Below are 24,009 nucleotides of genomic sequence, written 5' to 3' on the forward strand. Positions count from 1 at the left end.
ATTAATTATTCCCGTTGGGTGCCGGCGGATAAGTAGCTTTCGGCTGCCTGTTCTCCTTCGGTTTCTCTTTCTCCTTGCCGCTTTCTTTCGGTTTATTGTTTTCCGGTGCCGGCGCAGGTGCCGTTGGTTCTCCATAGTCGCTTACATCAATGTAATCGCTGGCGCTGCCGGAGCCTACATCTTCCGCTTCTGCGCCCGGCTGTACGTTGGAATTGTAGTTCAGGTAAATATCATTGTGCAGCGTAGCCGGAATGTTGAAGCTGGCTTTGTTGTCTACTTTCAGTGTTTTATCCGCATACACTTTCTGGAAGAAATACGCCCATATAGGCAGGCCGGTATTGGCGCCCTGGCCTACTGCCGTGGTGCTGAAGCGCAGGAAGTTGTTCTCGCAACCTACCCAGGCGCCGGCCAGCAACTGCGGGGTATAGCCCATAAACCAGCCGTCCGTATTATCGTTGGTGGTACCGGTCTTGCCGGCCACTTCTCCCTCTATATGGTAGCGGTAGCGCAGGCGGGAGCCGGTGCCGCCGGTGGTGGTAACCCCCTGCATCATCTTCACCATGGTATACGCCTCGTTCTCGCTGATCACTTCCCGTTTTACGGGGGCAAAAGTTTCCAGGATATTGCCGTTCCGGTCTTCTATGCGGGTAATATAGATCGGTTTGGTAATGATGCCCCTGGCCGGGAACATGGTATATGCCTGCAGCATTTCAAACAGGGATATCTCCGGGGTGCCCAGCGCAATGGAAGGGTAGGGAGGAATATCACTGCTGAAACCTATTTTGTTCTTTGCAAAATCGGCAAATGCGCGGGGCCCCAATTGCTTGATGAGGTAGGCGGATACCAGGTTCAGTGAGCGGGCCAGCGCGCCGGCCATGGTAATGTTGCCACCCACACTGCCTTCGGAGTTGCGGCTCAGCGTCCAGTTGCCGATGGTGATCGGTTCGTTGGGCAGCATGGTGTTGGGCGACATGCCGTTCATCAGCGCAAAGCAATACAGGAAGGGCTTGAAGGTAGAGCCTACCTGCCTGCGGGTGCGGGACACGTGGTCGTTCTTGAAATAACGGAAATCCGGGCCGCCCACCCAGGCCTTCACTTCGCCGCTCTCGGGGTCCATCGCCATAAAGCCTGCCTGTAAAATGGCGCGCATATATTTAATGGAGTCCAGCGGCGTCATCACGGTGTCTATCTCGTTCAGGTCAGAGTCGGTAGTGCTTTTCCAGGCAAACACCCTCATTTTTACCGGGGTATTGAACGCCTTTTTGATCTCCGCATCGGTAGCGTCTTCTTCTTTCATGCTCCGGTAGCGCTCGGATTCCTTCATGTAGCGGTCCAGGTATTTCTGCCAGTTCTTCCAGGCGCTGCCGGTCTTGATGTCCCTTTGCACGGAAAATACCTTTTGCAGGTCCTGCAGGTGCTTGGCCACCGCTTCTTCTGCATACAATTGCATGCGGGGGTTGATGGTGGTGTATATCTTCAGGCCGTCGCGGTACAGGTTGTAGTTGGAGCCGTCCGCCTTTTTATGCTCCTCGCACCAGTCCTTCAGCTCATCGCGCAGCACTTCGCGGAAGTAGGGCGCCAGGCCTTTGTTATGGTCTATCTTGTTGTAGCGCAGCACGATAGGCCGGCTTTTGGCGGCCGTGGCCTGTGCAGTGGTGATATAGCCGTTCTTCTCCATCTGGTCTATCACCGTGTTCCGGCGCATCAGGGATGCGGCGGGGTTGCGGCGCGGGTTGAAGATGGTGTTGCCTTTGAGCATGCCCACCAGGGTAGCGGCCTCTTCCACGGAAAGGTGACCGGCATCTTTGCTGAAAAAGGTGCGGGCGCCGTTCTCGATACCGTATACGTTATCACCGAAAGCTACCGTATTGAGGTATAGCGTCAGTATCTCCTGTTTGGTGAAGTTCCTTTCCAGCTTAATGGCAATCAGCCATTCCTGCAGCTTCTGGAAGGCGCGCAGTACAGGATTGCTGGCGCGTTGCCGCCCGCTCTTGTCCGTTTGCAGGTTCAGTGCAAGCTGCTGGGTGATGGTGCTGGAGCCACGTTTTTTACCTACCATCAGGTAAAAGGGGATGGCGATGGTGCTCCTGGCGTCTATACCGGAGTGATCATAGAAGCGCTCATCCTCGGTAGCAATGAGGGCGTTGATCACATTTTGAGATATCTCGTTATAATCAGAGCTGGACCGGTCTACCTGGTAGTATTTGCCGAGTATGGTGCCGTCCTCTGCAATTACCTCAGAAGCCAGGGATGCCCTCGGGTTCTCCAATTCCTCCATAGACGGCATATTGCCGATAATACGGAAATTGATCAGGAACAATAGCAGGAAGAAAAAACCCAGCAGGCCCAGTACTACGGTCCACAATATTTTTACGGATCGTTTCATCTGTTAATATCTGTCTTTTTATTGGTCAGATGGAACCTCGCCTTAATATGCCCCTTTGTGAGAAATGCTTATTATGCTCGGTTTCATCTATTAATATTATAAATAAATTAAGTGCAACAATCAGGCAAAACTATGAAAAATTGCCAGGATTTAACCCCTATTTAACAGGGCTTTAGGATTGTGAGAAAGCAGGATCACTGCGTAATGTAGTTCTTGTCAAAGAATTCCACGTAGCCCTGCAGGTCCTTGGTGCTGTTCAGCAGGATAAAGTTGTCCCTGGATATTACGAACATGCTGTAATCTGTGGGCCGTATGCGCGGGATGATATTGGCGGGCGCTTCCACGCGTATCTCGTCAAAATAGTCCAGTGCCTTGTTCTCGTCCGGGAACAGGCGGAACACCAGCATCACCTCCGTAGGCGACAGCACAAAGCTGCCCACCTCTATATGGTCTGCCGCGTGCCTGGCGGCATTGTAGCGGGTAAATTTGTCCAGGCCCTCGTCCAGCAGCACTTTTGATACCCTTTTGAAGGAAAGCACTACAAAATGCGGGTTGGTGGCGCTTAGCTTATAAGGAGTAAGCGGTTTTACCGGTTTCAGCGGCGGCGGCGCCACTTTTACGTCGGCCGTCACCGTAGGGTCTGTGGGATTGTTCCTTTTCAGTTGCACGGAATCAAAATTGGGCCGCGGCGTTTGCCAGGGGTAGCGGATAGCGATATCCTCATCCACCATGGTGCCGCCGGAATCTCTTTTTTGCAGTTGCAGTTGGGCCAGGTAGGTTACCAGCTCCTTTTTCCGGTTCAGGGCGTCCAGCAGGGCTTCTGCCTGCTTACGTACGTCTTCGTTCCCCGGGTATTTATTGATCACCGCCTCCACCGCTTTTTTGCCCAGGAAAAGGGAATCGGTGAGCACATCGGTAGTATCTGTCTTTATAATGACCATGGCTTCCAGCAAGTCAAATTTGGGCTGCAGGTAATTAAAGCCAAAGGTAGAGTCTGCCTGCCGCTTCCTTTCTAGGGCCAGCTCATACCGGCCGCTGCGGTAGGCCACATAGGCGGAATCGTAGGCAGTGGAGATCTGTTGTTTCTTTTCCTCGTCCACGTCCTTCAGGGCGCCGAACCGGATGATATTGGCAAAATTGGTGTTACCGTACTGGCTCAGCACCATATCCTTATACCTGTTGGCCTGGGCGGTATGGTTCTTCAGGCTGCCGTGCCATACGTACAGGGAGTACAGCACTTCCGGCTTGCGTGGGTGGTCCGGGAAGCGGTACAGCAGCGTGTCATATGCTTCAATGGCCAGTTCGGTGGCGTCCAGCTTGTCATGGTAGAGCTTGCCCAGCTCAAACCAGGCGTCCATCTGTATGTTCCTGGACTGCTCCAGCTTGTCCGGTGTAAGCGGTAGACCTGTGGCCAGGCTTTGTGCGGTAACGCTGTCCGGGGGCAGCCCGGCGGCTTCCCCGGGAGCGCTGGCAGCGGCCATCAGGGAGTCTGTGGTTTGGCCCTCCGGCTGGTTGCCGGCAAAATTGACGGAGCTTTGCTGGCTCCTGCGCCAGTTATCGCCCGGTTGCCGGTTGCCCCAGCGCCGTTTGAACTCGGAGTAGCCGGATGATTTGCTGGCGGCATTATAAAAATACCAGTCGCCCTGGCTGTCCGCAGGACCGGAGCCGCCGTTGGGGCCTCCCTGTGCGAAGGCGCCGTTCATGGCCAGCGTATTATTATCATTATAGCTGCGGTTGTCCCCGGCGGCTTCCGCTGCTGCTTTTCTCTTTTCCTCGGCCGCTTTGCGGATGTTGGCGGCCATGTCCTCGAGGAAGGCCTGGCGCTCTGTTTCCGGCATGGCGGCAATATGCTGCAGGCTATCTTCCCGCTCAATGGCATCTACCCGGGTAGCTACGTCGCCCAGCACGGCTTTGCGCACGTTCACCACCCCGGCATCCGCAAAATCCTGCGGCATTACGGTAGCGGTGCTGTCATAATAGTCTTTGGCCTGCCGGTACTGGCGCTGGTTGTAATAGATGTCCGCCACTGCTTTGAAGGAAAGCGTCTTTTGCATGGGGTTGTTGCTCTCCTGTTTCAGGGACTGCATCAGGAATTTAATGGCTGCATCCGGGTCTTTGGCCGCCACCAGGTCGGCCATGGTATAATAAATGGCATCCCGGAAGGGGATATAGCGTTCTTTTTTAGCCATTTTGCGCAGGGCGGCCATGCTGCTCTCCAGGGAGCCGGGTTTGCCGTCCTGCACATTGAGCCTGGCTATCTGCACCCGCGCCTGGAAATCCATCATGGGGTCCGGCTTCTGGCGGATCACTTCCCGGAACATGTCCATGGCGGAGTCTGCCTGTAATTGCCGGGCGTACAACTGTCCCAGTATAAACGACATCCTGGCCCGGGACTCCCGGTTATCGCTGGCCGAGATGGCCGTGCGCAGGGGCGTCATGGTCTCGGCATACATGCCCTGCTTGTAGAAGCTGTAGGCGCGTACCTCGGCCAGGTCGCCTTTCAGGCGCCTGGGAAAGTTGGGATCGGCTTCCAGCACGTTCAGGAGGCTCTGCACCTCGTCATATTCCTTTTCTTCCAGCAGGGTCCGGGCATTCCACAGAAAAGCGTCGTTGCGCACGCTTTTGTGCTTGAGGCGGCCGATAACGCCTTTCCTTTTTTCTTTGGTGGCGATGGAAATATGATCATTTTCGGCAGATCCTACCACTGTGTTGTATGCTTCTTTTTTCTTGGGCGCAAAGCTGCGGTTCATGAACTGGAAGGTCTTGCGGGCGTTCTCCCAGTCGCTTTTATAAAAATATGCGCGGCCTATCAGCAGGTAGCAATCATCTATCCATTTGCCGCGGGGGTCATGGATCTGGATGGCTACGGATGCTTTTAGTATCACGGAGTCCAGCTCATTCTCGTTCAGGCCCTGGTCCTGCAGGCTGTAGGGGTAGAAGGGCAGCAGGTCATTGTAATTGTCCAGGCCCTGCCGGGCGATGTTCTTTACAACACCGTCCAGTTTTGTTTTAGCATTATAATAATAGTTATAGCGCGTCACCAGGTTCTGCATCACCTTGCGGTTCCAGGTAAAGCGCTTCTCGGCCAGTTTTTCGGAGGGCGGTCTTCTGTCCTCCACCTTTTGAGCCGTCTGGGTTTTCACGGGGGCTTTGCTCTGGGCAAACACCGCTATAGGACAGGTAACGACTAATAAGAAACTTACAGCGCGGGGAATGATATATAATAATGATCGATCGCGATTCATGGATGCCGGGTGTATAGGCTACTATTATAACTGTTTATGTGAAAAAATATTTTAAAGATAGGATTATTTTTTTACCCGCAGGGAATGAGAGAATTTCCATTTGGGCCTGTATTTATAATATAATTGTTTAATTTTAGCCGACTTAAAATCGATATGGCTAAGCGTAATAAAAAAACGGGGAGGGAGCTGGGGAGAATCCGGCATAAGTACCGGCTGGTGATCATGAATGACGATACCTACGAAGAGGTAACTTCTTTCAAACTGTCGAGAATGAGCGTGTACGTGGCTTTGAGTACGCTGTTTGTGTTGCTGGTGGCCATTACCGTGGCTACGGTGGTATTTACCCCGCTGCGGTATTACATACCGGGCTACGGCGACCTGAAACAACGCAAGGAATTCATCAAGCTTAAAATGCGCACGGATTCGCTGGAGAGTGCAATCATAGCCCGCGACCAGTACCTTAACAACATCAAACAGGTCATTAATGGCGACTTTACCGGTAAGCTGGATAGCACCATGCTGAAAGTGCCTAAGGTAGATAATAGTACTTATTAGTTTAATTGTTAATATTTTTTTAACTTCATCCCTGAATTGAAAAACCGAATAAACACTTGAAAACCTATGTTTAACAACAACAACCGTAATTCGAAAGGCGAAAGCAAGACCATACTGCCTTCTTCCAATGTGAATATCATAGGCAGTGGCACCTCTATCCAGGGCGATATTGTGTGTGAAGGAGACATCCGTATTGATGGACAGGTAAGCGGCCTGGTATCTACCAAAGCAAAGATCGTGGTAGGTCCGGAAGGCGAGATCACCGGCGACCTGGTATGCCAGAGCGCGGATATCCTGGGAAAGGTGACCGGTATCATCAAGGTAGAGGAGCTGTTGTTCCTGAAGGGCAACTCTATGGTAAAGGGAGACGTATACACCGCCCATTTTGAAATGGAGCCTACGGCCAAGTTCAACGGCCGCTGTTATATGGATGCCGAGGAGAACGAGTCCGTGAAAGATAAACATGAAAGAACCTTCGTCCAGGAAGAAGCCACCACAGGAGAAGAAGCGTAATTACCTGTTATTACGTTACGCCGGGCTGGCTTTTCAGATGATGGCCACACTGGGTTTGGCAGTATTCGTTGGTTATAAACTGGACCAGCGGACAGGATGGTCGTTCCCTGTGTTCCTGATCATTTTTTCTTTACTGGCTTTAACCCTACTTTTGTGGCAAATTATAAAAGACACCCGGCGGAATGAGTGACCGTTTTTTTATCCGACTGTTCATTGTTTTCTCCATCCTGAATGGAGCCTTCATATTACTAAAGCCCCGTTTGCTGGATGCCGGCATGCACTACAACGTGCTGCTGGCCGGTAACCTGGTACTGGCAGGTATAACGGGGCTATCTTATGTCCTTAGCCGCCGCGGACTGGCGGCTGCCAACAACCATGTGTTCGTTCGTATGGTGTATGCCTCCACCTTCAGCAAGCTGATGCTGTGCATGGTGGGCATCACGGCCTATGTGCTCATCACCCGGCCGGATGTAAGCAAGGCCACCATATTTACCTGGATGTTCCTGTACGTGATCTACACCGTGCTGGAAACGCTCAGCCTGTACAAGTTGCTTAAAAAGAAAACCTGAACCGGTGTGAAGCAGGAAGCGCCTTTACATGCACTCGCTGCCTACCTGCCAGACGGCACTTTTGAGCAGGTAATGGCCTATATTACCACCTTTAAAGTGCACCTGACCATTACCCGTGAGCGGCAAAGCCTCCTGGGCGACTACCGGCATCCCGACCGCAAGGGCGGGCACCGCATCAGCGTAAACGGCAACCTGAACAAATACGCCTTCCTCATCACCCTGCTGCATGAAATAGCGCACCTGGTGACCTTTATACAATACGCCAACAGCGTGCCCTCCCACGGCAAGGAATGGAAACAGGAATTCTCGAAAATACTGCGGCAGTTTGTAGGCAAGGGCTATTTGCCGGAGGATGTGGAAGCGGCCCTGCGGCAAAGCATGCACAACCCGGCCGCCAGCTCCTGCGCGGACGATAACCTGATGCGCGTGCTGAAGCAGTACGACAAACGCAGGGAGAATCATTTTTTTGTAGAGCAGCTACCCCTCCACCAGTTATTTAAAACCAGGGACGGCCGTATTTTCAGGAAAGGGGAACGGATCCGGAAGCGTTACCGCTGCGAGGAGGTGGCTACCAACCGCATTTATCTTTTCAGTCCTATTTACGAGGTAGAACTGGCCAGCTAACGGCTGATTTCATAGCTGTTCAGCTTCAATGGTGTACCGGTGCGCAGGGTGTGCAGCACTTCCGCCTGCTGGTCCGTGTGCTTCAGGAGCGCCTCGACCTGCTCACGGGAGGCATTGGCGCGTACTTTTACATCGTACCGCACGTTCTGTGCATGTACGGGCGTGCCGCCCCAGTCCCCGTTCACAATGATCTCCACCTGTTCCAGTTGCACGTCAAAGGCGGCGGCATCGCGGTACAGGTCATTGCAGTAGCAGGCGCCGATGGCCATCAGCAGCAGTTCCCCGCCATTGAACCCAATACCCTGGCCGCCTTCCCGTGGCGTACGGTCCACTACCACCGTGCGGGGGCCTGCCCAGGCCACGGCAGCGCTGCTGTCATGAATGGTTTTAAGATGCACCTGCATATAAGAAGGGATTTGATCCGTTCCTTAAGATAAGGAAAATCCGCGTTCATCGCTTTAGCCGGCCAGCGCCTTTTCCTGCTCCATGCGCCGTTCGTAGTCCATTTCCCGCTGGGCCATCCGCAGTTTCCGGTGTATCTCGAAAGCATGTTCATGCTGCTGCAGCAGGTCGTCATAAGGTCCGCGCGGCGAAATCAGCTTTACGATCACCGGGGCGCATTCTATGGCAATGAACAGCAGGATGATGAACCAGTTGGCCCAGCAGATGGGGGCGCTGCGGTCCGTGAGCCGGCCCAGGGCATCCAGGCGGGCGGCCAGCCCGTTCAGCCGGCCCCGGCCCATTTGCTGTATGTCGGCCTTCATAATGGAGTCTATGGACTGTAGCTGCTGCCGGTGGGCGGCTATCAGTTGCTGGTTGCGGGCGGTAATATCCGCCAGCTCCGCCGCTGCCCGGTCTGCGTCCGCTTTTTTGGCTTTGTAGATGGGGCCCAGGTTGCGGCGGCGGGAGCCGCCGGTGCCGTCTGCTTCCTGCTGGGCGATCAGCGCCAGCGTATCTCTTCTGGCGGCCTGCTGTTGTATGGCGGCGTTCAGCCGGGCAATGTCCGCCTGCAGTTCGTTCATACGCGCCTGGTAGCGCTCCTTTACTTTATCCTCCTGGGTTTTGTACACCTGCTGCTCCATGGTGATCAGCTCTGCCTGTATCTCCTTGTTGAACACCTGCAGCTCCAGCGGTTTGGAGATCACGATGGCAATGAGCAGGGCCAGCACCAGCCGGGGCAGGGCCATGGCAAACTCCTGCAGGAAGCGGTCCCGCTTTTTTAAACTGGACACGATATAACGGTCCAGGTTAAAGATCATCAACCCCCAGATGAGACCAAACAGCAAGGCGGCCCACAGGGAATTGAATACCGTCCACAGTGCGTACCCGCCGGATATGGCGGCCAGCAGGCCGGTGAAGAAGATGGTGCCCCCGATGCCGGCATACTTGTTGGTTTCCACAGGCGCCCTTTTCAGCATGGGCAGGTGCGCTCCGGAGCAGAATAGAAAGAAGGATCGTAAACGTTGCATTACTCAGACTTTAACAATAAGCATAAAAGTCTGCTTCCCCGCGGAAAGCAGGGTATATAAAGGATGGAAGTGTAAAGGTAGGGGAAAATGAAAAGTAAAAAGTAAAAAAGAAAAATAAAGAGACATACAGTCTTAAAAAAGTAAGGCAGCTCCTCCATACCGAAGGGCTGCCTCACTTTTTTTATTTTTAATTTTTTCCTTCGTTACTTATCTACGCGCTCACCGCCTTGTTCACCAAACCTGCGGCTTCGCTCAGCAGGATGGCAGACTGCACCTTCAGGCCGCTTTCTTCGATCAGCTTTTTGGCTTCTTCTGCATTAGTGCCCTGCAGGCGCACAATGATGGGCACCGTGATGTTGCCGATGGACTGGTAGGCGTCGATCACCCCCTGGGCTACACGGTCGCAACGTACAATGCCGCCAAAGATATTGATCAGGATGGCCTTTACTTTCGGGTCTTTAAGGATGATGCGGAAACCGGCTTCCACGGTCTGGGCGTTGGCGGTGCCGCCTACGTCCAGGAAGTTGGCCGGCTCGCCGCCGCTCAGCTTGATCATGTCCATGGTGGCCATAGCCAGGCCGGCGCCGTTTACCATACAGCCCACGTTACCGTCCAGTTTTACGAAGTTCAGGTTGTATTTGCCGGCTTCTACTTCGGTCGGGTCCTCTTCGGTGATATCGCGCAGCGCTTCCAGGTCGGGGTGGCGCATCAGGGCGTTATCGTCCAGGATCATCTTACAATCCACGGCAATGATCTTTTCGTCGCTGGTCTTGAACAGCGGGTTGATCTCCAGTTGCGCCGCGTCCAGGCCTACATAGGCGTTATACAGGCTGGTCACGAATTTCACCATGTTCTTGAAGGCTTCCCCCTTCAGACCCAGGTTAAAGGCGATCTTCCTGGCCTGGAAAGGCTGCAGCAGTCCGCCGGGGAATACCCATTCCTTGTATATCTTTTCGGGCGTTTTATGGGCCACTTCTTCTATATCAATGCCACCTTCGGTGGAGTAGATGATCACATTCTGACCTTTGGCGCGGTCCAGCAGGATGGACAGGTAAAACTCCTTAACGGGGTTGGGGCCGGGATAATACACGTCCTGGGCTACCAGCACCTTGTTTACCAGCTTGCCGGCGGGGCCTGTCTGTATGGTCACCAGCACGCCGCCCAGTATGTTACCGGCAATGGTCTTGATGTCTTCCGCATTTTTGCCCACCTTTACGCCTGTCTGTTCCGTACCCCGGATCTTGCCTTTACCGCGGCCGCCGGCATGTATCTGGGCTTTTACCACCGCAAATTCATTACCGAACTGCACCTTCAGTTGCTTGTAAGCTTCGGCTGCAGCTTCCGGCGTATCTACCGGGATGCCTTCCTGAACCGGTACGTTATATTTTTTTAACAGTTCTTTCGCCTGGTATTCATGTAAATTCATGTGAAATATATTTGATTTTTTTAACGGTCACATGGAATTTGCACAATCATTATTCAATGATTATGCGCATTTCATCCTTATAATGTTTTTGTTTTTTTAGGTCGGAAGGAACCTTGCATGCACATTATCTTTCTTAAAGTAAGCAATGTTTCACCTGCCCGGTTTCATCAGTCAAAAAATTTGCGCTAAAATAGGTCATTATGATTTAAATATAAAACCACAGGGTTTGTGAATTTAAAAATAACTTTGCGCGGCAGGAAAGTAACTAACAACTTGCATACATGAGTGACCTTTTACAGCAAATAGCCATGGCCAGGGGCTATATCAGCAGCCAGTCCACGCTGCAGCCGGCCATAGGCATCATACTGGGCAGCGGCCTGGGCGGCCTGGTATCGGATATTACAGACCGTACGGAGATCCCCTACGGGGATATTCCGCATTTTCCGTCCTCCACCGTGGAAGGGCACCAGGGCCGCCTGATCCTGGGCTACATGCAGGGATGCCCGGTAGTAGTGATGGCCGGCAGGTTCCACTATTACGAGGGACTGTCCATGCAGCAGGTCACTTTCCCGGTAAGGGTCATGAAGGCGCTGGGCATTCATACACTGCTGATCTCCAATGCCGCCGGCGGTATGAACCCCGCTTTTAAGGTGGGCGACCTGATGATCATCCGCGACCACATCAACCTGCAGCCGGAGCACCCGCTGCGCGGCCGCAACGAGGATACCCTGGGGCCCCGTTTCCCGGATATGAGCGAGCCTTATGCCAGGGCGCTGATCGACCGGGCGCAGAAAATTGCCGCCGCCGGCAATATACCCGTGCATACCGGCGTATATGTAGGCGTGCAGGGCCCTACCTTTGAAACCAGGGCGGAATACAAATACATGCATATCATTGGCGGCGATGCCGTGGGCATGAGCACGGTGCCCGAAGTGATCGTGGCGGTGCATGCCGGCCTGCAGGTGTTTGCTATGAGCGTGATAACGGATATCGGTATACGGGAGGAGGAAAATGTGATCACCCATGCGGAAGTGCTGGAAGCTGCTGCAGCAGCGGCCCCCAGGCTGACACATATTTTCAGGGAGCTAGTAGCCAACAGCTAATTATATTTGTTAATGAGGCATCTTTTCATCATACTGGGGTTGCTGGTAACAGGCGGCAGCCAGGTAATGGCACAGTTCAATACAGGCGGCTTCGGCAACTTTGGCGCAGGCGGCAATACCCGTATGCAGCGGGACACCTCCCAGCGCAACCTGGGGCCGGACACCCTTACCCTCAAATATCACTACCTGAATGATCCGGTGCAGCACCGGCTGGATTCTTCCGTGATAGATTTTACCGGCAACTACCTGGGCGTGCCCGCCAGCTACGTGACCCTGGGCAATACCGGCAGCGCCGCGCGCAACATTATTTTTACGCCGCGTATGCAGGCCGGTTTTGATGAAGGGTTTCATGCCTATGATGTATACGGCTTCAGTCATGAGAATGCCCGGTTCTATAACACCACCCGGCCCTACTCGGAGCTGCAGTACCTCATCGGCGCCAAGCAGGAGCAGGTGATCGGCGTATCGCACACCCAGAACCGCAACCAGTATTTCAATTTTTCCTTTGACTACCGGAAGATCAATGCGCCGGGGTATTTCCGCACCCAGAACACGAATCATGACCTGTACCGGGTAACGGCCAACTACAAGAGCAAAAACCTGCGCTACCACGCTTACCTGAGCTACTATTATAACAAGATCAACGGCGGGGAGAACGGCGGTATCCGGGACGCATCCTACCTGGACAGCTCCAGGTACAGCAACCGGCGGACCATAGACGTGAACCTGGGCAACGAGGAGGTGCCCACCTATGCGTTCTTCGGCACTACCATCGCGGTTAAATCCACCTACCAGCAAAGGGGCATACTCCTGGAGCAGCAGTACGACTGGGGAAAGGGCGATACCGTGCACGTGAACGATACCACGCAGTACTACAAGTTCGATCCTGTATTCCGCGTGCAGTATACCTTTAAATCCCAGAGCAATACCTACGAGTTTACGGATAATGATCCCGATCAGGAATACTACCCGCTGCATTACGATATCGTATACAAGGCCAATGATACCATCCATGCACGCCAGCAGTGGCGCACCCTTTCCAACGACCTGTCGCTGATACAGTTCCCGGTAAGGGGCAACCTGGCGCACTTCATTAACCTGGGCGCCCGTTTTGATCATACCCGGGGCGAGTTCCCGGACAATGTGAGCCAGCAGTTCAACAACCTGGCCCTGCATGGCGAGTACCGCAATAAAACACGCAACGAGCGCTGGGATTTTTCCGCCAAAGGCGAGTTCTATGCAGTGGGCCGCAACCTGGGCGATTACAGCGTGAGCGGTATGCTGAGCCGCTACCTCAATGAAACCCTGGGCAATGTAAGCCTCCTGTTCCGGAACGTAAACCGCGAGCCTTCCTATGTATACAAGTTTTTCAGCTATAACCGCGACAGTTGGTACAATACAGACCTGGGCAAGGAGAACATCACCCAGCTCCAGTTCTCCGCAGATAATAAAAAACTGAAATATAACCTGGTAGCGAATTACTATATCTATAACCAGTATACTTACTTTACTGATTATATGCACAGCGCGCAGGCCTCCGGCCTGTTCAACCTGTTGCAGGTCATATTCAGCAAGCATTTCCGGGTAAAGCACTGGAACTGGTATGCGGATATCGCTTTCCAGCAGGTGCATGGCAATGGCCCGGTAAATGTGCCTACCATCTGGACCCGCCACCGCATAGCCTATGAAAACCGCCTGTTCAATAACCTGAACCTGATGACAGGTATAGAAGCCCGTTATAATACGGACTATTATGCCGATGATTATTCACCGTTGCAGGGCCAGTTTGTGTACCAGAATACACAGAAAGTAGGGTATAATCTCCCGGACCTTACTGCGTTCCTGCATTTCCGTATTAAGTCCTTGTCGGCCTACATACGGGCGGAGAACCTGAATACCTTCCTGGCAACCAATAACTTCGCCGCTCCGCTGTACCCCTTAAACGATTTCGGCATACGGGTGGGCCTCCGCTGGTGGTTTATAAACTAGGGCGCGGAACTGCTATGTTAAGTAGCGGTTTTGTGACGTAAATGGCGTAACTTTTGTGTAGGATTTTGTTGAAATGGTTGTAACAAAATTTTATCAGATGAAGGCATTTACAATAAAACATAACGCGAACCGGTATGATGTGTTGCCCCTGCATGGCCATTCTCAACGGTACAAGGTAAATGTAGACGGACTGGATGTGTATTATGAGCCGGACCTGGACGGTTACCTGCGCCCCGAAGTAACCGGCGGTAACGGCGTTAACATCTCCCTGCTGCTGGACCTGGCAGACCGTATACAAGTAACAGTTAAGAATGAATAATTAATATTTAATAATTAATAATCGTTGCAGTAATGTTACCCGAAACACCAGCGTAACGATTATTAATTATTCATTCTTAATTATTAATTAGTTTTGCGTGGATATGCAAAACTTTGAATTGCACATTAAAAACATGGTATGCCCCCGCTGCATAAAAGCCGTGAGGGCCGTGCTGGAAAGGGAAGGCTTATCCGTACAGGATGTGCAACTGGGAAAGGCCGTGCTGAACGGCCAGCCGGACAGTGAACAGTTGCAGGCGGTAGCTGCCGCCCTGGAGCAGGAGGGATTGCCCCTGGTAGACGACCGGAAGCAGCAACTGGTGGAAGCTGTTAAGAATATCATTATCGCTACTATCCATCATTCTCCCCTGAACGAAATGCGGGAAAATTTTTCTACGCTGCTTTCCCGCCAGTTGCATAAGGACTACCATTATCTCAGCAGCCTGTTCTCCGAAATAGAACAACTGACCATAGAACAGTATATTATCCAGCAGAAGATAGAGCGGGTAAAGGAACTACTGGTGTACGATGAGCTGAACCTCAGCGAAATAGCGTACCAGTTAGGCTACAGCAGCGTAGCGCATTTATCCGGCCAGTTTAAGAAAGTGACCGGGCTGACCCCCAGCCGGTTCAAACAAATGAAAGAGCACCGGCGCCGGCCGCTGGACGCCATATAGTAAGCAAAATTCCAAATTCCAAAACCCAAATCCCAAAATGGCGACAAGCCCTTAATTGTTAGTAACAGTTCTGTATTATTGAGGGCCTGGCCTGGCTTTTGGAATTTGGAATCTGGAATTTGGGATTTTTATCCATTTGTCAATGAGTTACAAGTATATCATTTGCCTGGCGGCGCTATGGGTACTGGCCGCCTGTGGCCGTAAAAAGACGCCGAAACAACAGGAGATCGTCAGGAATATCCGGCAGCTCCATGAAGTCATCCCTGAAAATATTGCAGAACGGCTGGCTTATATGGCAGACAATAACGGTATGATGGAAGACAGCATACCCATGCTGGCTACCGCCCTCCGGTACTTTTACCAGCAAGAGGACAATACCCCCCAGTGGTCAGACAATGGAACGGCCACTGCCAGCGCAGACTCCATGCTGCACCTGGTGCTGCATGCCATGGATGCGGGCCTGCTGCCTGCCTGTTACCACGCCGGGGCCCTGACGGCCGCCATGCAACAGGTGAGGACCGACAGCACTTCCCGCAAGGATGCAGCCCTGTGGGCCAAAGTAGATGTGATGATGACGGATGCATTCATGAAAATGGCCTCCCACCTGCATTTTGGCGCGGCGCCCCGGGACAGCGTTACCCTGCGCCGGGACTCCGCCTTTACGGACACCACCCTGGCTAACCTCCTGCAACAGGCCTTGCAGCAAAAAAGTATAGCCGCCGTATTAGGCAGCCTGGAACCGGCGCATGAAGGGTATGCCGCATTGAAGCAGGGATTGCTGGCATTCCGTGAAAGATATAAAGGGCTTACCCGCGATACCCTGCCGGATGTATATACCGATACCGCCGCCTACCGGCAACAGGTGCTCAACCGGCTGGTGCAGGCCGCTTTTGTGGATACTACCGGCCGCTATGGCGATACTACCTTGCTGAAGCAGGGGGTGAAAGCGTTTCAGCAGGCCTTTAACCTGTACCCCGACGGTATTGCCGGGAAAAAAACACGGGAATTCCTGAACCGCTCCCTGTATGACTGGGAGGTGCAGGTGGCCCTGAACCTGGACCGCTGGCGCAAGCTGCCGGATACCCTGCCGGACCGCTACCTGATAGTGAACATTCCTGCCTACGACCTGCAGGTGGTAGACAGCGGGGCCGTGGTGCTGCACTCCCGTGTGATAGTGGGCACGCCCCGCAACAGAACACCCCTGCTCAATTCCCGGATGACCAATTTCGTGATGTTCCCTTACTGGCGCGTGCCTTACAGCATCGTGTTCCGGGAAATGCTGCCGGCTATCCGCAGGAACATCAACTACCTGGCGGAAAAGAACCTGGAAGTGATAGACCGGCACGGCAATGCCGTAGACCCCTATACGATAGACTGGACCAAACTGGGAAGAGGGCATTTCCCCTATGTGCTGCGCCAGATGGATGGCGAGGACAATTCCCTGGGCATTATGAAATTCAATTTCATGAACAGGTACAGCGTATACCTGCATGACACCAACAACCGCAGCCTGTTCCGCAACAGCTACCGCGCCCTGAGCCACGGCTGCGTAAGGGTACAGCAGTGGGACAGCCTGGCCATGTACCTGGTAAAAGACGATACCCTGCGGCATATGCGCGACAGTGTGCGCACCTGGCTGGCCTTCCAGGAAAAAAAACAGGTGAACTTTACCCGCCGGCTGCCCATTTACATCCGCTATTTTACAACAGTAGCAAAGGACGATAACCGCCTGGTGTTCTACGAAGATATTTATGGGGAAGATGAAGCCCTGCGGAAGCAGATGGGGTTTTGAAAATGTAAAATAGCAAATGATAAATGCAAAATGTAAAAGTGAGGGTGAAATGCCTTAATGAAATACTGGCTACCTACTTTTACATTTTACATTTATCATTTAAGATTTATTATTCTATTTTTTCAGCTTTGCTTTCAACGCACTGTCCAGCTCCTGTAAAAACTCTTCCGTATACAGGTAGTGCTTGCCATGCTCCACTTTGTTGCCGTGGATACATACGGCCAGGTCCTTGGTCATTTTGCCGCTTTCCACGGTTTCCACGCACACCTGCTCCAGCGCATGGCAGAAGTTGATCAGCTCCTGGTTGTTGTCCAGGCGGCCGCGGAATTCCAGGCCACGGGTCCAGGCAAAGATAGAGGCGATGGGGTTGGTGGAAGTAGGCTTACCGGCCTGGTGGTCGCGGTAGTGGCGGGTTACGGTGCCGTGCGCCGCTTCCGCTTCCATTACCTTGCCGTCCGGTGTTACCAGGGTGGAGGTCATTAAGCCCAGGGAGCCGAAGCCTTGTGCCACCGTATCAGATTGTACGTCGCCATCATAGTTCTTACAGGCCCATACGAAGTTGCCGTTCCATTTCAGGGCGCTGGCCACCATGTCGTCTATCAGGCGGTGCTCGTATACCAGGTTGTTCTTGTCAAACTCGGCTTTGAACTCGTTCTGGTAGATCTCTTCAAAGATGTCCTTGAAGCGGCCGTCGTATTTTTTCAGGATGGTATTCTTGGTGCTCAGGTACAGCGGCCACTTTTTCATCAGGGCCTGGTTAAAGCAGGCGCGGGCAAAGCCTTTGATGGACTCGTCCGTGTTGTACATGGCCAGGGCCACGCCATCGCCTTTGAAGTTGTATACTTCGTGTTGTATCGTTTCACCGTTCTCACCTTCAAAGGTGATGGTCAGCTTGCCTTTGCCTTTGGTCACAAAGTCGGTTGCGCGGTACTGGTCGCCGAAAGCGTGACGGCCGATGCAGATAGGTGCGGTCCAGTTGGGCACCAGGCGGGGCACATTCTTGGTCACGATGGGCTCGCGGAATACGGTACCGTCCAGGATGTTACGGATGGTGCCGTTGGGCGATTTCCACATTTGCTTCAGGTTGAACTCCTTTACGCGGGCTTCATCCGGCGTAATGGTAGCGCATTTGATACCTACGCCAATTTCTCTGATCGCATTGGCTGCATCTACGGTCACCTGGTCGTTGGTGGCATCGCGGTGCTCTATGCCCAGGTCGTAGTATTTGATATCAACATCCAGGTAGGGAAGTATCAGTTTGTCTTTAATGAATTTCCAGATGATCCGTGTCATCTCATCTCCATCCAGTTCTACCACCGGATTTGCGACTTTGATCTTTTCTGCCATTTCAGGTGTTTTTTTAGAATTAATAAGGTTATCTACAACTAGTTATTCAAGCAAGATAAACCCGAAATATACTATAACGTGGTACAAAATCCAAATTGGCGGAAAGCTAAAAGCTTAAAGCAGAAAGCCTTGGAGCGGTTGCTGCATTAGCTTTATGCTTTTCGCTTTCGGCTTTAAGCTCAATGTTTATAGGTGTTTAATGATCTCGTCTGCAAACTCGCTGGTGGATACCAGGGTGGCGTCGTCCATCAGCTTGTAGAAGTCAATGGTCACCCGCTTACGCATGATAGCCGTGCTGAGGCCTTCCACGATAAGATTGGCCGCTTCTTTCCAGCCCATGTACTCCAGCATCATCACACCGCTCAGGATCACGGAGGAGGGGTTCATGGTGTTGGTATTGGCAAAGCGGGGAGCGGTGCCGTGGGTAGCTTCAAATACCGCATGCCCGGTCACGTAGTTGATATTGGCGCCGGGAGCGATGCCGATACCGCCTACCGCCGCAGCGGCCGCATCGGAAATATAGTCGCCGTTCAGGTTCAGGGTGGCTACCACGGAGAAATCCGCGGGCGCCAGCAGTATCTGCTGCAGGAAGTTGTCGGCAATCACGTCCTTGATCAGTATCTTGTTATGCGCCAGCGCAATGTTCAGTTCCTTGTTGGCCGCTTCTTCTCCCTGCTCTTTCTTGGTGGCTTCCCACTGTTCCCAGGTATACACCTGCTCGCCAAACTCCAGCCGCGCCAGCTCGTAGCCCCAGTTCTTGAAGCCCCCTTCGGTAAACTTCATGATATTGCCTTTGTGCACCAGGGTTACGGAGGGCAGCTTGTGCTCAACAGCGTAACGGATGGCGGAGCGGATCAGCCTTTCGGAGCCTTCTTTGGAAACCGGCTTGATGCCGAAGGAGGAAGTTTCCGGGAAGCGGATCTTCTTTACGCCCAGGTCGTGCTGCAGGAAATGCAGCAGTTGCTGCGCTTCAGGGGTGCCGTACATATATTCAATACCGGCATAGATGTCCTCGGTATTTTCACGGAAGATCACCATGTTCACCTGGTCGGGATGGCGCAGGGGAGAGGGCACCTTGTTGAACCAGCGTACCGGCCGTACACAGGCGTACAGGTCCAGCTCCTGGCGCATGGCCACGTTCAGGGAACGGATGCCGCCGCCTACCGGCGTAGTCAGCGGGCCTTTAATGGACACCAGGTATTCTTTCAGGTCAGCAAGGGTAGCGGCTGGCAGCCATTCACCGGTTTGCTGGAAGGCCTTTTCGCCTGCCAGTACTTCTTTCCAGGCGATCTTTCGCTGGCCCGCATACGCTTTCTCCACGGCGGCGTCAAATACGCGCACACTGGCCTGCCAGATGTCGGGACCGATACCGTCGCCTTCAATAAATGGAATTACTGGTTGGTCGGGAACCTTTAACTGCCCATTGGTCATTACAATCTTTTCTGCCGGCATAAACACTTATTTAGTGCGCAAAGATAAGCCGATTTGGTTTTTTTCACCGTTATTTTCCCCCCGTTCACCGGAACTTCGCCATTTTTAGCCTAAACCCGCTTGAAGGCCCGGCCGCCGCTCCCTAGTTTTGTATCATAATCTTAAAAATAATGGACGAAAGAAAAATAGCACACAAACGGAACAACGGCGCCTGGGGTGGAGTCATACTCATCGTGGTCGGCCTGTTCCTTTTCCTGCAAAACATAGACCTGGAGGGGGTACCCGGATGGGTATTTTCCTGGCAGATGCTGATGGTGGTGATTGGTTTGCTGATCGGCATAAAACACCGGTTCCGCGGCGGCCCCTGGTTTATTCTCACGCTGCTGGGCGCCATCTTTCTGGTAGATAGAATGGGGATCTGGCAATTTGACTTCCCGCGCTATGGCTGGCCCCTGGGCCTGGTGCTTATAGGGATATTTATGTTGATCAAGCGTCCTTATCGCAAGGACCGGTGCTTTGGGAGGGCAGGGCAGCATCGTTGGTCTGCCGGCACTTACAAGGGCTCCTGGTCTGCCGGGGAATACAAAGGCACCTGGTCTGCCGACGCTCCTGAAGGCGCGGTACAACCAAACCCAAACAGTGATGATTTCCTGAGCGTGTCCTCTATTTTCGGAGGAACGGAAAGGGTGGTATTGACCAAGAACTTCCAGGGTGGGGATGTGAGCGCTATTTTCGGTGGAGTAGAGATCAACCTGACCCAGGCGGATTTCAATGGCCAGGTGGTAATAGAAACGAATGCCGTTTTTGGCGGCATAGAGCTGGTAGTGCCCTCCAACTGGGACGTGAAGCTGGAAGTGGATACCATCTTTGGCGGTGTGGAAGACAAGCGCCCGGCGGAGCTGGTGACGCCCAATACCGGCAAAATCCTGGTGATCAAAGGCTCCTGTGTTTTCGGGGGCATGGAGATCAAAAGTTATGCATGATATAACCTGTATTCAATAAAACTTTTTTAACCCTTTTTAAATTATTAGTAGTATGCGTTGGTTTGTAGCGAAAATAGTGTACCAGATCATTTGCGGCAGCGGTAACCATATGCCGCAGTTCGACGAGCAGTTGCGCCTGATCAGTGCGGACAGCAAGCAGGTGGCGGCGCAGAAAGCGCGCGAGATAGGCCTGCAGGAACAGTATGCGTTCCGCAACCAGAAACAGGAGCTGGTGGAATGGAAATTCATCAATGTACCGGAGCTCTACACATTGGACCAGTTGTCAGACGGCATGGAGCTGTACTCCCGTATCGAGGAGCCGGCAGATGCCACCGCCTATGTAGCCTGGCTGCAGATGAAGTCCGCCCAGTTGCAGGACCCGCAGTATATTGAGATCAGTTAATAATGAATAATTAACAATTAATAATCGTTGCAAGTGGTTCGCGTAACATTGTTCATACGATTATTAATTCTTCATTATTAATTGTTAATTAAAAATAAAAGTAACGTGATCAGCCGCCCTTTATCCGACAAATATTTCCGTTGGACCGTTATAGTGACTACCTACATCTTCCTGTTGCTATACGGGGTGCTGCTGATACAGTGGTTTCAGCTCAGCCCGCCCGTAGCCTGGGCAGACAGTGCGGTGCATACCCTGCTGCTGGCTTTTGCCGTATTGCTCATTAATCATAACCTGTCCTACTACCGCCCCGGCAAGGGCAAGTATGTGTTTGTGCTGACCTACAGCACGGCGCTTACCGGTCTTTGGCTGGCGGCGGCCACCTGCCAGTTGCGGTATTTTTTCCCGCGGGAGCTGGAGTACCGGCAATGGCTGCACCTGGCGCTGCCGGTGCATTTCATTATCGGGTGGCTGGTCATTACCGGTATGGGGCTCAAGAGCCTGGTGTGGTATGATATGGTGGAGCAGCGGGAAATGCTGGAACGCCGGGAAGCGGCGGAGCGTATTTCCCGGGAAGCGGAGCTGTACAAGTTGCGGCAACAGTTACAGCCGCACTTTTTATTCAACAGCCTGAACTCCATCAATGCGCTGATCGTCATCCGCCCGCAGGAAGCCCGGGAAATGGTGCTGAAACTGTCAGAATTCCTGCGGGGCACGCTCAAAAGGGAGGATCAGCAATGGATAGCGCTCCCCGAAGAGCTGCAGTACCTGCAATGGTACCTGGATATTGAAAAGGTGCGCTTTGGCCACCGCCTGTCCACCATAGTGGAGGCCGATCCCGCCGCCGCGCAAACGCGGATACCGCCCATGCTGCTGCAGCCTGTAGTGGAAAACGCTATTAAATACGGCTTGTATGATACTACGGAAGCCATTACCATCACCATAAAGGCCTGGATGCAGGACAATGTGCTGTACATACAGGCGCAAAACCCGTATGACAGCGCCCTGCAGCAGCCTCACCGCGGCACCGGCTTTGGGCTTAGCTCCATCCGCCGCCGGCTGTACCTGCTGTTTGCCCGGCAGGACCTGCTGGAAACAAGCTGCGACGATCACATTTTTACCACCTTGATTAAAGTTCCGCAACCACATGATAAAAGCAATCATAATTGACGATGAACCACTGGCCCGCGAAGTAGTAAAGGAGTACCTGCAGGGATTCCCGCAGGTGCAGGTGATACAGGAATGCAATGACGGGTTTGACGGGCTGAAAGCCATACAGCAGCACCAGCCGGACATCCTTTTCCTGGATGTGCAGATGCCCAAGATCAACGGTTTTGAAATGCTGGAACTGGTAGAAGAGATGCCCGCCGTGATCTTTACCACCGCTTTTGAGGAGCATGCCATACGCGCCTTTGAGGTGAATGCAGTAGACTACCTGCTGAAGCCCTTTTCAAAGGACCGTTTTGAAAAGGCCCTGCAGAAATGGCTGGACCGCCTCTCCGCCACCCCGCCGTCGCCAGCCACGGAGCAGTTACTGGAAACGGCGGCGGCATCGCCCCTGCAAAGCAGCCGCATCGTAGTGAAGATCAATGGCAAGATCAAGATCATTCCCGTGCCGGATGTGCACTACCTGGAAGCGGCGGATGATTATGTGAAGATCGTCACCCATGAAGGCGCTTTCCTGAAGAACAAGACTATGGCATTCTTTGAGCAAACGCTGGACCCGCAGCAGTTTGCCCGCGTGCACCGCTCCTACATACTGAATGTGAACCAGGTAACGCGCATAGAGCCTTATGAAAAGGAGAACCACCTGGCCATTCTGCGCACCGGGGCCAAAGTGCCGGTCAGCAAAACCGGCTATCCCCGGCTGAAAGCAGCGCTGGGACTATAAGCGCAGCATCCTGCCATTTGACCTTTATATACCGGGGCGGCCATGCCGCCCCGCTTTCGTTGCTTAAAAAAAAATGTCGTGATCACCCCCTTTTTATGTCAGATTCGCAACCCATGCCGTCCGGGAAATCCAGTTAGTTTTACACCATCAATATAAATCGAAGCAACATTCATCTAAAATCTATACACTGTATGAAAATCGTAAAAAAGATCCTGATCGCTATTGCCGTGCTGATCGCCGTTCCCCTGATCATCGCGTTGTTCACTAAAAAGCAATATGCGGTAGAAAGGGAGATCATTATCAGCAAACCCAAACAGGAAGTGTTTGACTATGTAAAACACCTGAAAAACCAGGATCACTTCAGCGTATGGGCGATGATGGATCCGGGCATGAAAAAAGATTTCAGGGGCACGGACGGTACCGTGGGTTTTGTATACGCCTGGGATAGTGAAAAGGCAGGCGCCGGCGAACAGGAGATCAGGAAGATCGCGGAAGGCGAAAGTGTGGACATGCAGATCCATTTTATCAAACCCTTTGAAGGCCTGGCCGATGCGCGTTTCAGCACCGCCGCTGTGTCTGACAGCCAAACCAGGGTAAAATGGGGCTTTGAAAGCAGCATGCCTTACCCCATGAACATTATGCTGCTGTTTATTGATATGGACCAACACCTGGGTAAGGACCTGGAAACGGGCCTGCAGAACCTGAAAGGCGTATTGGAAAAACAGCCGATCAGCAGCCGCATCAGCAAATAGGATAAGCTATATATACACTCCGCCATTGCTCATACAGAGGGGCCGGCTATTGTTTAGCCGGCCCCTCTGCAATGAATACTCCCGCCTATAAAGATAAAATGCTCACATGAATGCTTCCGCTGGCCACATCCGCAGCAGTCACCGTATAATAAATAGCCAGGGGCAGATCGAATGAGTTCAGGTAAAGCACATCTCCCTCCTGTACTTCCACGTCAAACCGGTTGGGATCAATAGCAGTGCCATAAGCACCGGTCTGCTGGTTTTGAACGCTGTAGATGGCGGTGGGGATCGTTACCTCTATTCCCGCTACTACCTGGGAAAGCCGCAAGGTGGCATGTATGCGCGCCCTGGCGGCTGTGTTTACATTTTCAGCCGGGGCCGGGATGCCGGTAAAGGAGCTGCCGGTAAACAGGAAGAGCAACAGCGTGCAGGCTAAAGTCAGTGTTTTCATAAGGATGTTATTGAATGGTGAAAATTGGGTTTCAATAAAAATAAGCATCATGCCTGCTATGTTACAGCAGCCCGGCTGAAAAGCCCGG

Annotated in this window: 23 protein-coding genes; 15 read left to right on the forward strand and 8 right to left on the reverse strand. The window is 52.8% G+C overall.

The annotated features are described in order from the left end of the window. Position 1 precedes the first annotated feature (1 nt). Positions 2-2,386, reverse strand: coding sequence for a transglycosylase domain-containing protein (locus LX66_RS27805; RefSeq protein ID WP_145719633.1), 2,385 nt, complete (start codon positions 2,384-2,386; stop codon positions 2-4). A 194-nt stretch (positions 2,387-2,580) separates the two neighbouring features. Next, the gene (porW, locus tag LX66_RS27810; RefSeq protein WP_145719635.1) at positions 2,581-5,631 is read right to left on the reverse strand and encodes a type IX secretion system periplasmic lipoprotein PorW/SprE; all 3,051 of its coding nucleotides are present in this window, start codon (positions 5,629-5,631) and stop codon (positions 2,581-2,583) included. Between the two features lie 153 nt (positions 5,632-5,784). Here porW and LX66_RS27815 point away from each other — a divergent pair, with 153 nt between their 5' ends. The 5 genes from LX66_RS27815 (at position 5,785) to LX66_RS27835 (ending at position 7,892) form a co-directional block, all read left to right on the forward strand. Continuing rightward, positions 5,785-6,186, forward strand: coding sequence for a hypothetical protein (locus tag LX66_RS27815; protein ID WP_145719637.1), 402 nt, complete (start codon positions 5,785-5,787; stop codon positions 6,184-6,186). Between the two features lie 66 nt (positions 6,187-6,252). Next, positions 6,253-6,699: a bactofilin family protein gene (locus tag LX66_RS27820; protein ID WP_145719639.1), complete on the forward strand. Its 447-nt coding sequence runs from the start codon at positions 6,253-6,255 to the stop codon at positions 6,697-6,699. Continuing rightward, a complete protein-coding gene (locus LX66_RS28710; RefSeq protein ID WP_145719641.1) occupies positions 6,650-6,889 on the forward strand; it encodes an AtpZ/AtpI family protein in 240 nt (79 codons plus the stop codon). The genes LX66_RS27820 and LX66_RS28710 overlap by 50 nt, the downstream gene beginning before the upstream one ends. Next, entirely contained in the window at positions 6,882-7,268 is a 387-nt protein-coding gene (locus LX66_RS27830) for a hypothetical protein (RefSeq protein ID WP_145719643.1), read from the forward strand. Before LX66_RS28710 ends, LX66_RS27830 begins: the two co-directional genes overlap by 8 nt. Positions 7,269-7,274: 6 nt before the next feature. Then, positions 7,275-7,892, forward strand: coding sequence for a SprT-like domain-containing protein (locus LX66_RS27835; protein WP_145719645.1), 618 nt, complete (start codon positions 7,275-7,277; stop codon positions 7,890-7,892). Here the strand turns inward: LX66_RS27835 and LX66_RS27840 are convergent. From LX66_RS27840 to sucC, 3 genes are all read right to left on the reverse strand, one after another. Then, on the reverse strand, positions 7,889-8,296 hold the full coding sequence (locus LX66_RS27840; protein ID WP_145719648.1) for an OsmC family protein: 408 nt from the start codon (positions 8,294-8,296) through the stop codon (positions 7,889-7,891). The genes LX66_RS27835 and LX66_RS27840 overlap by 4 nt on opposite strands. Before the next feature lie 54 nt (positions 8,297-8,350). Beyond that, on the reverse strand, positions 8,351-9,361 hold the full coding sequence (locus tag LX66_RS27845; RefSeq protein ID WP_145719650.1) for a DUF4407 domain-containing protein: 1,011 nt from the start codon (positions 9,359-9,361) through the stop codon (positions 8,351-8,353). Positions 9,362-9,572: 211 nt separating this feature from the next. Then, entirely contained in the window at positions 9,573-10,787 is a 1,215-nt protein-coding gene (gene sucC / locus LX66_RS27850; RefSeq protein WP_145719652.1) for an ADP-forming succinate--CoA ligase subunit beta, read from the reverse strand. Between the two features lie 281 nt (positions 10,788-11,068). Here sucC and LX66_RS27855 point away from each other — a divergent pair, with 281 nt between their 5' ends. The 5 genes from LX66_RS27855 to LX66_RS27875 all read left to right on the forward strand — a co-directional run bounded on the left by LX66_RS27855 (position 11,069) and on the right by LX66_RS27875 (position 16,666). After that, a complete protein-coding gene (locus tag LX66_RS27855) occupies positions 11,069-11,890 on the forward strand; it encodes a purine-nucleoside phosphorylase (protein WP_145719654.1) in 822 nt (273 codons plus the stop codon). A gap of 12 nt (positions 11,891-11,902) precedes the next feature. Continuing rightward, the gene (locus LX66_RS27860; protein ID WP_145719656.1) at positions 11,903-13,879 is read left to right on the forward strand and encodes a putative porin; all 1,977 of its coding nucleotides are present in this window, start codon (positions 11,903-11,905) and stop codon (positions 13,877-13,879) included. Positions 13,880-13,976: 97 nt separating this feature from the next. Beyond that, a complete protein-coding gene (locus LX66_RS27865) occupies positions 13,977-14,198 on the forward strand; it encodes a hypothetical protein (RefSeq protein ID WP_145719658.1) in 222 nt (73 codons plus the stop codon). Positions 14,199-14,301: 103 nt separating this feature from the next. Then, positions 14,302-14,874: an AraC family transcriptional regulator gene (locus tag LX66_RS27870; protein ID WP_145719661.1), complete on the forward strand. Its 573-nt coding sequence runs from the start codon at positions 14,302-14,304 to the stop codon at positions 14,872-14,874. Positions 14,875-15,016: 142 nt separating this feature from the next. Continuing rightward, positions 15,017-16,666 (forward strand): L,D-transpeptidase family protein, encoded by a 1,650-nt coding sequence (locus LX66_RS27875; protein ID WP_145719663.1) that lies wholly within the window; start codon positions 15,017-15,019, stop codon positions 16,664-16,666. A gap of 114 nt (positions 16,667-16,780) precedes the next feature. Here LX66_RS27875 and LX66_RS27880 read toward each other — a convergent pair whose 3' ends face one another. Both LX66_RS27880 and icd read right to left on the reverse strand, forming a co-directional pair. Further along, the gene (locus tag LX66_RS27880) at positions 16,781-18,013 is read right to left on the reverse strand and encodes an NADP-dependent isocitrate dehydrogenase (protein ID WP_145719665.1); all 1,233 of its coding nucleotides are present in this window, start codon (positions 18,011-18,013) and stop codon (positions 16,781-16,783) included. A 186-nt stretch (positions 18,014-18,199) separates the two neighbouring features. After that, positions 18,200-19,465: an NADP-dependent isocitrate dehydrogenase gene (icd, locus tag LX66_RS27885; protein ID WP_145719666.1), complete on the reverse strand. Its 1,266-nt coding sequence runs from the start codon at positions 19,463-19,465 to the stop codon at positions 18,200-18,202. A 149-nt stretch (positions 19,466-19,614) separates the two neighbouring features. On the opposite strand from icd, the gene LX66_RS27890 reads away from it, so the two are divergent. The 5 genes from LX66_RS27890 (at position 19,615) to LX66_RS27910 (ending at position 23,470) form a co-directional block, all read left to right on the forward strand. Next, the gene (locus LX66_RS27890; RefSeq protein WP_145719667.1) at positions 19,615-20,427 is read left to right on the forward strand and encodes a LiaF transmembrane domain-containing protein; all 813 of its coding nucleotides are present in this window, start codon (positions 19,615-19,617) and stop codon (positions 20,425-20,427) included. A 52-nt stretch (positions 20,428-20,479) separates the two neighbouring features. Beyond that, a complete protein-coding gene (locus LX66_RS27895) occupies positions 20,480-20,830 on the forward strand; it encodes a DUF4288 domain-containing protein (RefSeq protein WP_145719669.1) in 351 nt (116 codons plus the stop codon). A 105-nt stretch (positions 20,831-20,935) separates the two neighbouring features. Further along, a complete protein-coding gene (locus LX66_RS27900; RefSeq protein ID WP_211366605.1) occupies positions 20,936-21,997 on the forward strand; it encodes a sensor histidine kinase in 1,062 nt (353 codons plus the stop codon). Then, positions 21,975-22,718 carry a LytR/AlgR family response regulator transcription factor gene (locus tag LX66_RS27905; RefSeq protein ID WP_145719671.1) on the forward strand — a complete coding sequence of 248 codons (744 nt, stop codon included), beginning with the start codon at positions 21,975-21,977 and terminating at the stop codon, positions 22,716-22,718. The genes LX66_RS27900 and LX66_RS27905 overlap by 23 nt, the downstream gene beginning before the upstream one ends. A gap of 191 nt (positions 22,719-22,909) precedes the next feature. After that, on the forward strand, positions 22,910-23,470 hold the full coding sequence (locus tag LX66_RS27910) for an SRPBCC family protein (protein ID WP_145719673.1): 561 nt from the start codon (positions 22,910-22,912) through the stop codon (positions 23,468-23,470). Positions 23,471-23,555: 85 nt separating this feature from the next. On the opposite strand, the gene LX66_RS27915 is transcribed toward LX66_RS27910, so the two are convergent. Further along, the gene (locus LX66_RS27915) at positions 23,556-23,921 is read right to left on the reverse strand and encodes a hypothetical protein (protein ID WP_145719675.1); all 366 of its coding nucleotides are present in this window, start codon (positions 23,919-23,921) and stop codon (positions 23,556-23,558) included. Positions 23,922-24,009: the final 88 nt, after the last annotated feature.

This window comes from Chitinophaga japonensis (genome assembly GCF_007830125.1).
Taxonomy (GTDB): Bacteria; Bacteroidota; Bacteroidia; order Chitinophagales; family Chitinophagaceae; genus Chitinophaga; species Chitinophaga japonensis.

Coding starts and splice junctions, on each gene's coding strand:
- LX66_RS27840 (WP_145719648.1), bottom strand. CDS start 8,296: ATGCAGGTGCATCTTAAAACCATTCATGACAGCAGCGCTGCCGTGGCC.
- icd (WP_145719666.1), bottom strand. CDS start 19,465: ATGCCGGCAGAAAAGATTGTAATGACCAATGGGCAGTTAAAGGTTCCC.
- LX66_RS28710 (WP_145719641.1), top strand. CDS start 6,650: ATGAAAGAACCTTCGTCCAGGAAGAAGCCACCACAGGAGAAGAAGCGT.
- porW (WP_145719635.1), bottom strand. CDS start 5,631: ATGAATCGCGATCGATCATTATTATATATCATTCCCCGCGCTGTAAGT.
- LX66_RS27890 (WP_145719667.1), top strand. CDS start 19,615: ATGGACGAAAGAAAAATAGCACACAAACGGAACAACGGCGCCTGGGGT.
- LX66_RS27875 (WP_145719663.1), top strand. CDS start 15,017: ATGAGTTACAAGTATATCATTTGCCTGGCGGCGCTATGGGTACTGGCC.
- LX66_RS27915 (WP_145719675.1), bottom strand. CDS start 23,921: ATGAAAACACTGACTTTAGCCTGCACGCTGTTGCTCTTCCTGTTTACC.
- LX66_RS27910 (WP_145719673.1), top strand. CDS start 22,910: ATGAAAATCGTAAAAAAGATCCTGATCGCTATTGCCGTGCTGATCGCC.
- LX66_RS27865 (WP_145719658.1), top strand. CDS start 13,977: ATGAAGGCATTTACAATAAAACATAACGCGAACCGGTATGATGTGTTG.
- LX66_RS27855 (WP_145719654.1), top strand. CDS start 11,069: ATGAGTGACCTTTTACAGCAAATAGCCATGGCCAGGGGCTATATCAGC.
- sucC (WP_145719652.1), bottom strand. CDS start 10,787: ATGAATTTACATGAATACCAGGCGAAAGAACTGTTAAAAAAATATAAC.
- LX66_RS27905 (WP_145719671.1), top strand. CDS start 21,975: ATGATAAAAGCAATCATAATTGACGATGAACCACTGGCCCGCGAAGTA.
- LX66_RS27860 (WP_145719656.1), top strand. CDS start 11,903: ATGAGGCATCTTTTCATCATACTGGGGTTGCTGGTAACAGGCGGCAGC.
- LX66_RS27880 (WP_145719665.1), bottom strand. CDS start 18,013: ATGGCAGAAAAGATCAAAGTCGCAAATCCGGTGGTAGAACTGGATGGA.
- LX66_RS27815 (WP_145719637.1), top strand. CDS start 5,785: ATGGCTAAGCGTAATAAAAAAACGGGGAGGGAGCTGGGGAGAATCCGG.
- LX66_RS27870 (WP_145719661.1), top strand. CDS start 14,302: ATGCAAAACTTTGAATTGCACATTAAAAACATGGTATGCCCCCGCTGC.
- LX66_RS27845 (WP_145719650.1), bottom strand. CDS start 9,361: ATGCAACGTTTACGATCCTTCTTTCTATTCTGCTCCGGAGCGCACCTG.
- LX66_RS27805 (WP_145719633.1), bottom strand. CDS start 2,386: ATGAAACGATCCGTAAAAATATTGTGGACCGTAGTACTGGGCCTGCTG.
- LX66_RS27830 (WP_145719643.1), top strand. CDS start 6,882: ATGAGTGACCGTTTTTTTATCCGACTGTTCATTGTTTTCTCCATCCTG.
- LX66_RS27820 (WP_145719639.1), top strand. CDS start 6,253: ATGTTTAACAACAACAACCGTAATTCGAAAGGCGAAAGCAAGACCATA.
- LX66_RS27895 (WP_145719669.1), top strand. CDS start 20,480: ATGCGTTGGTTTGTAGCGAAAATAGTGTACCAGATCATTTGCGGCAGC.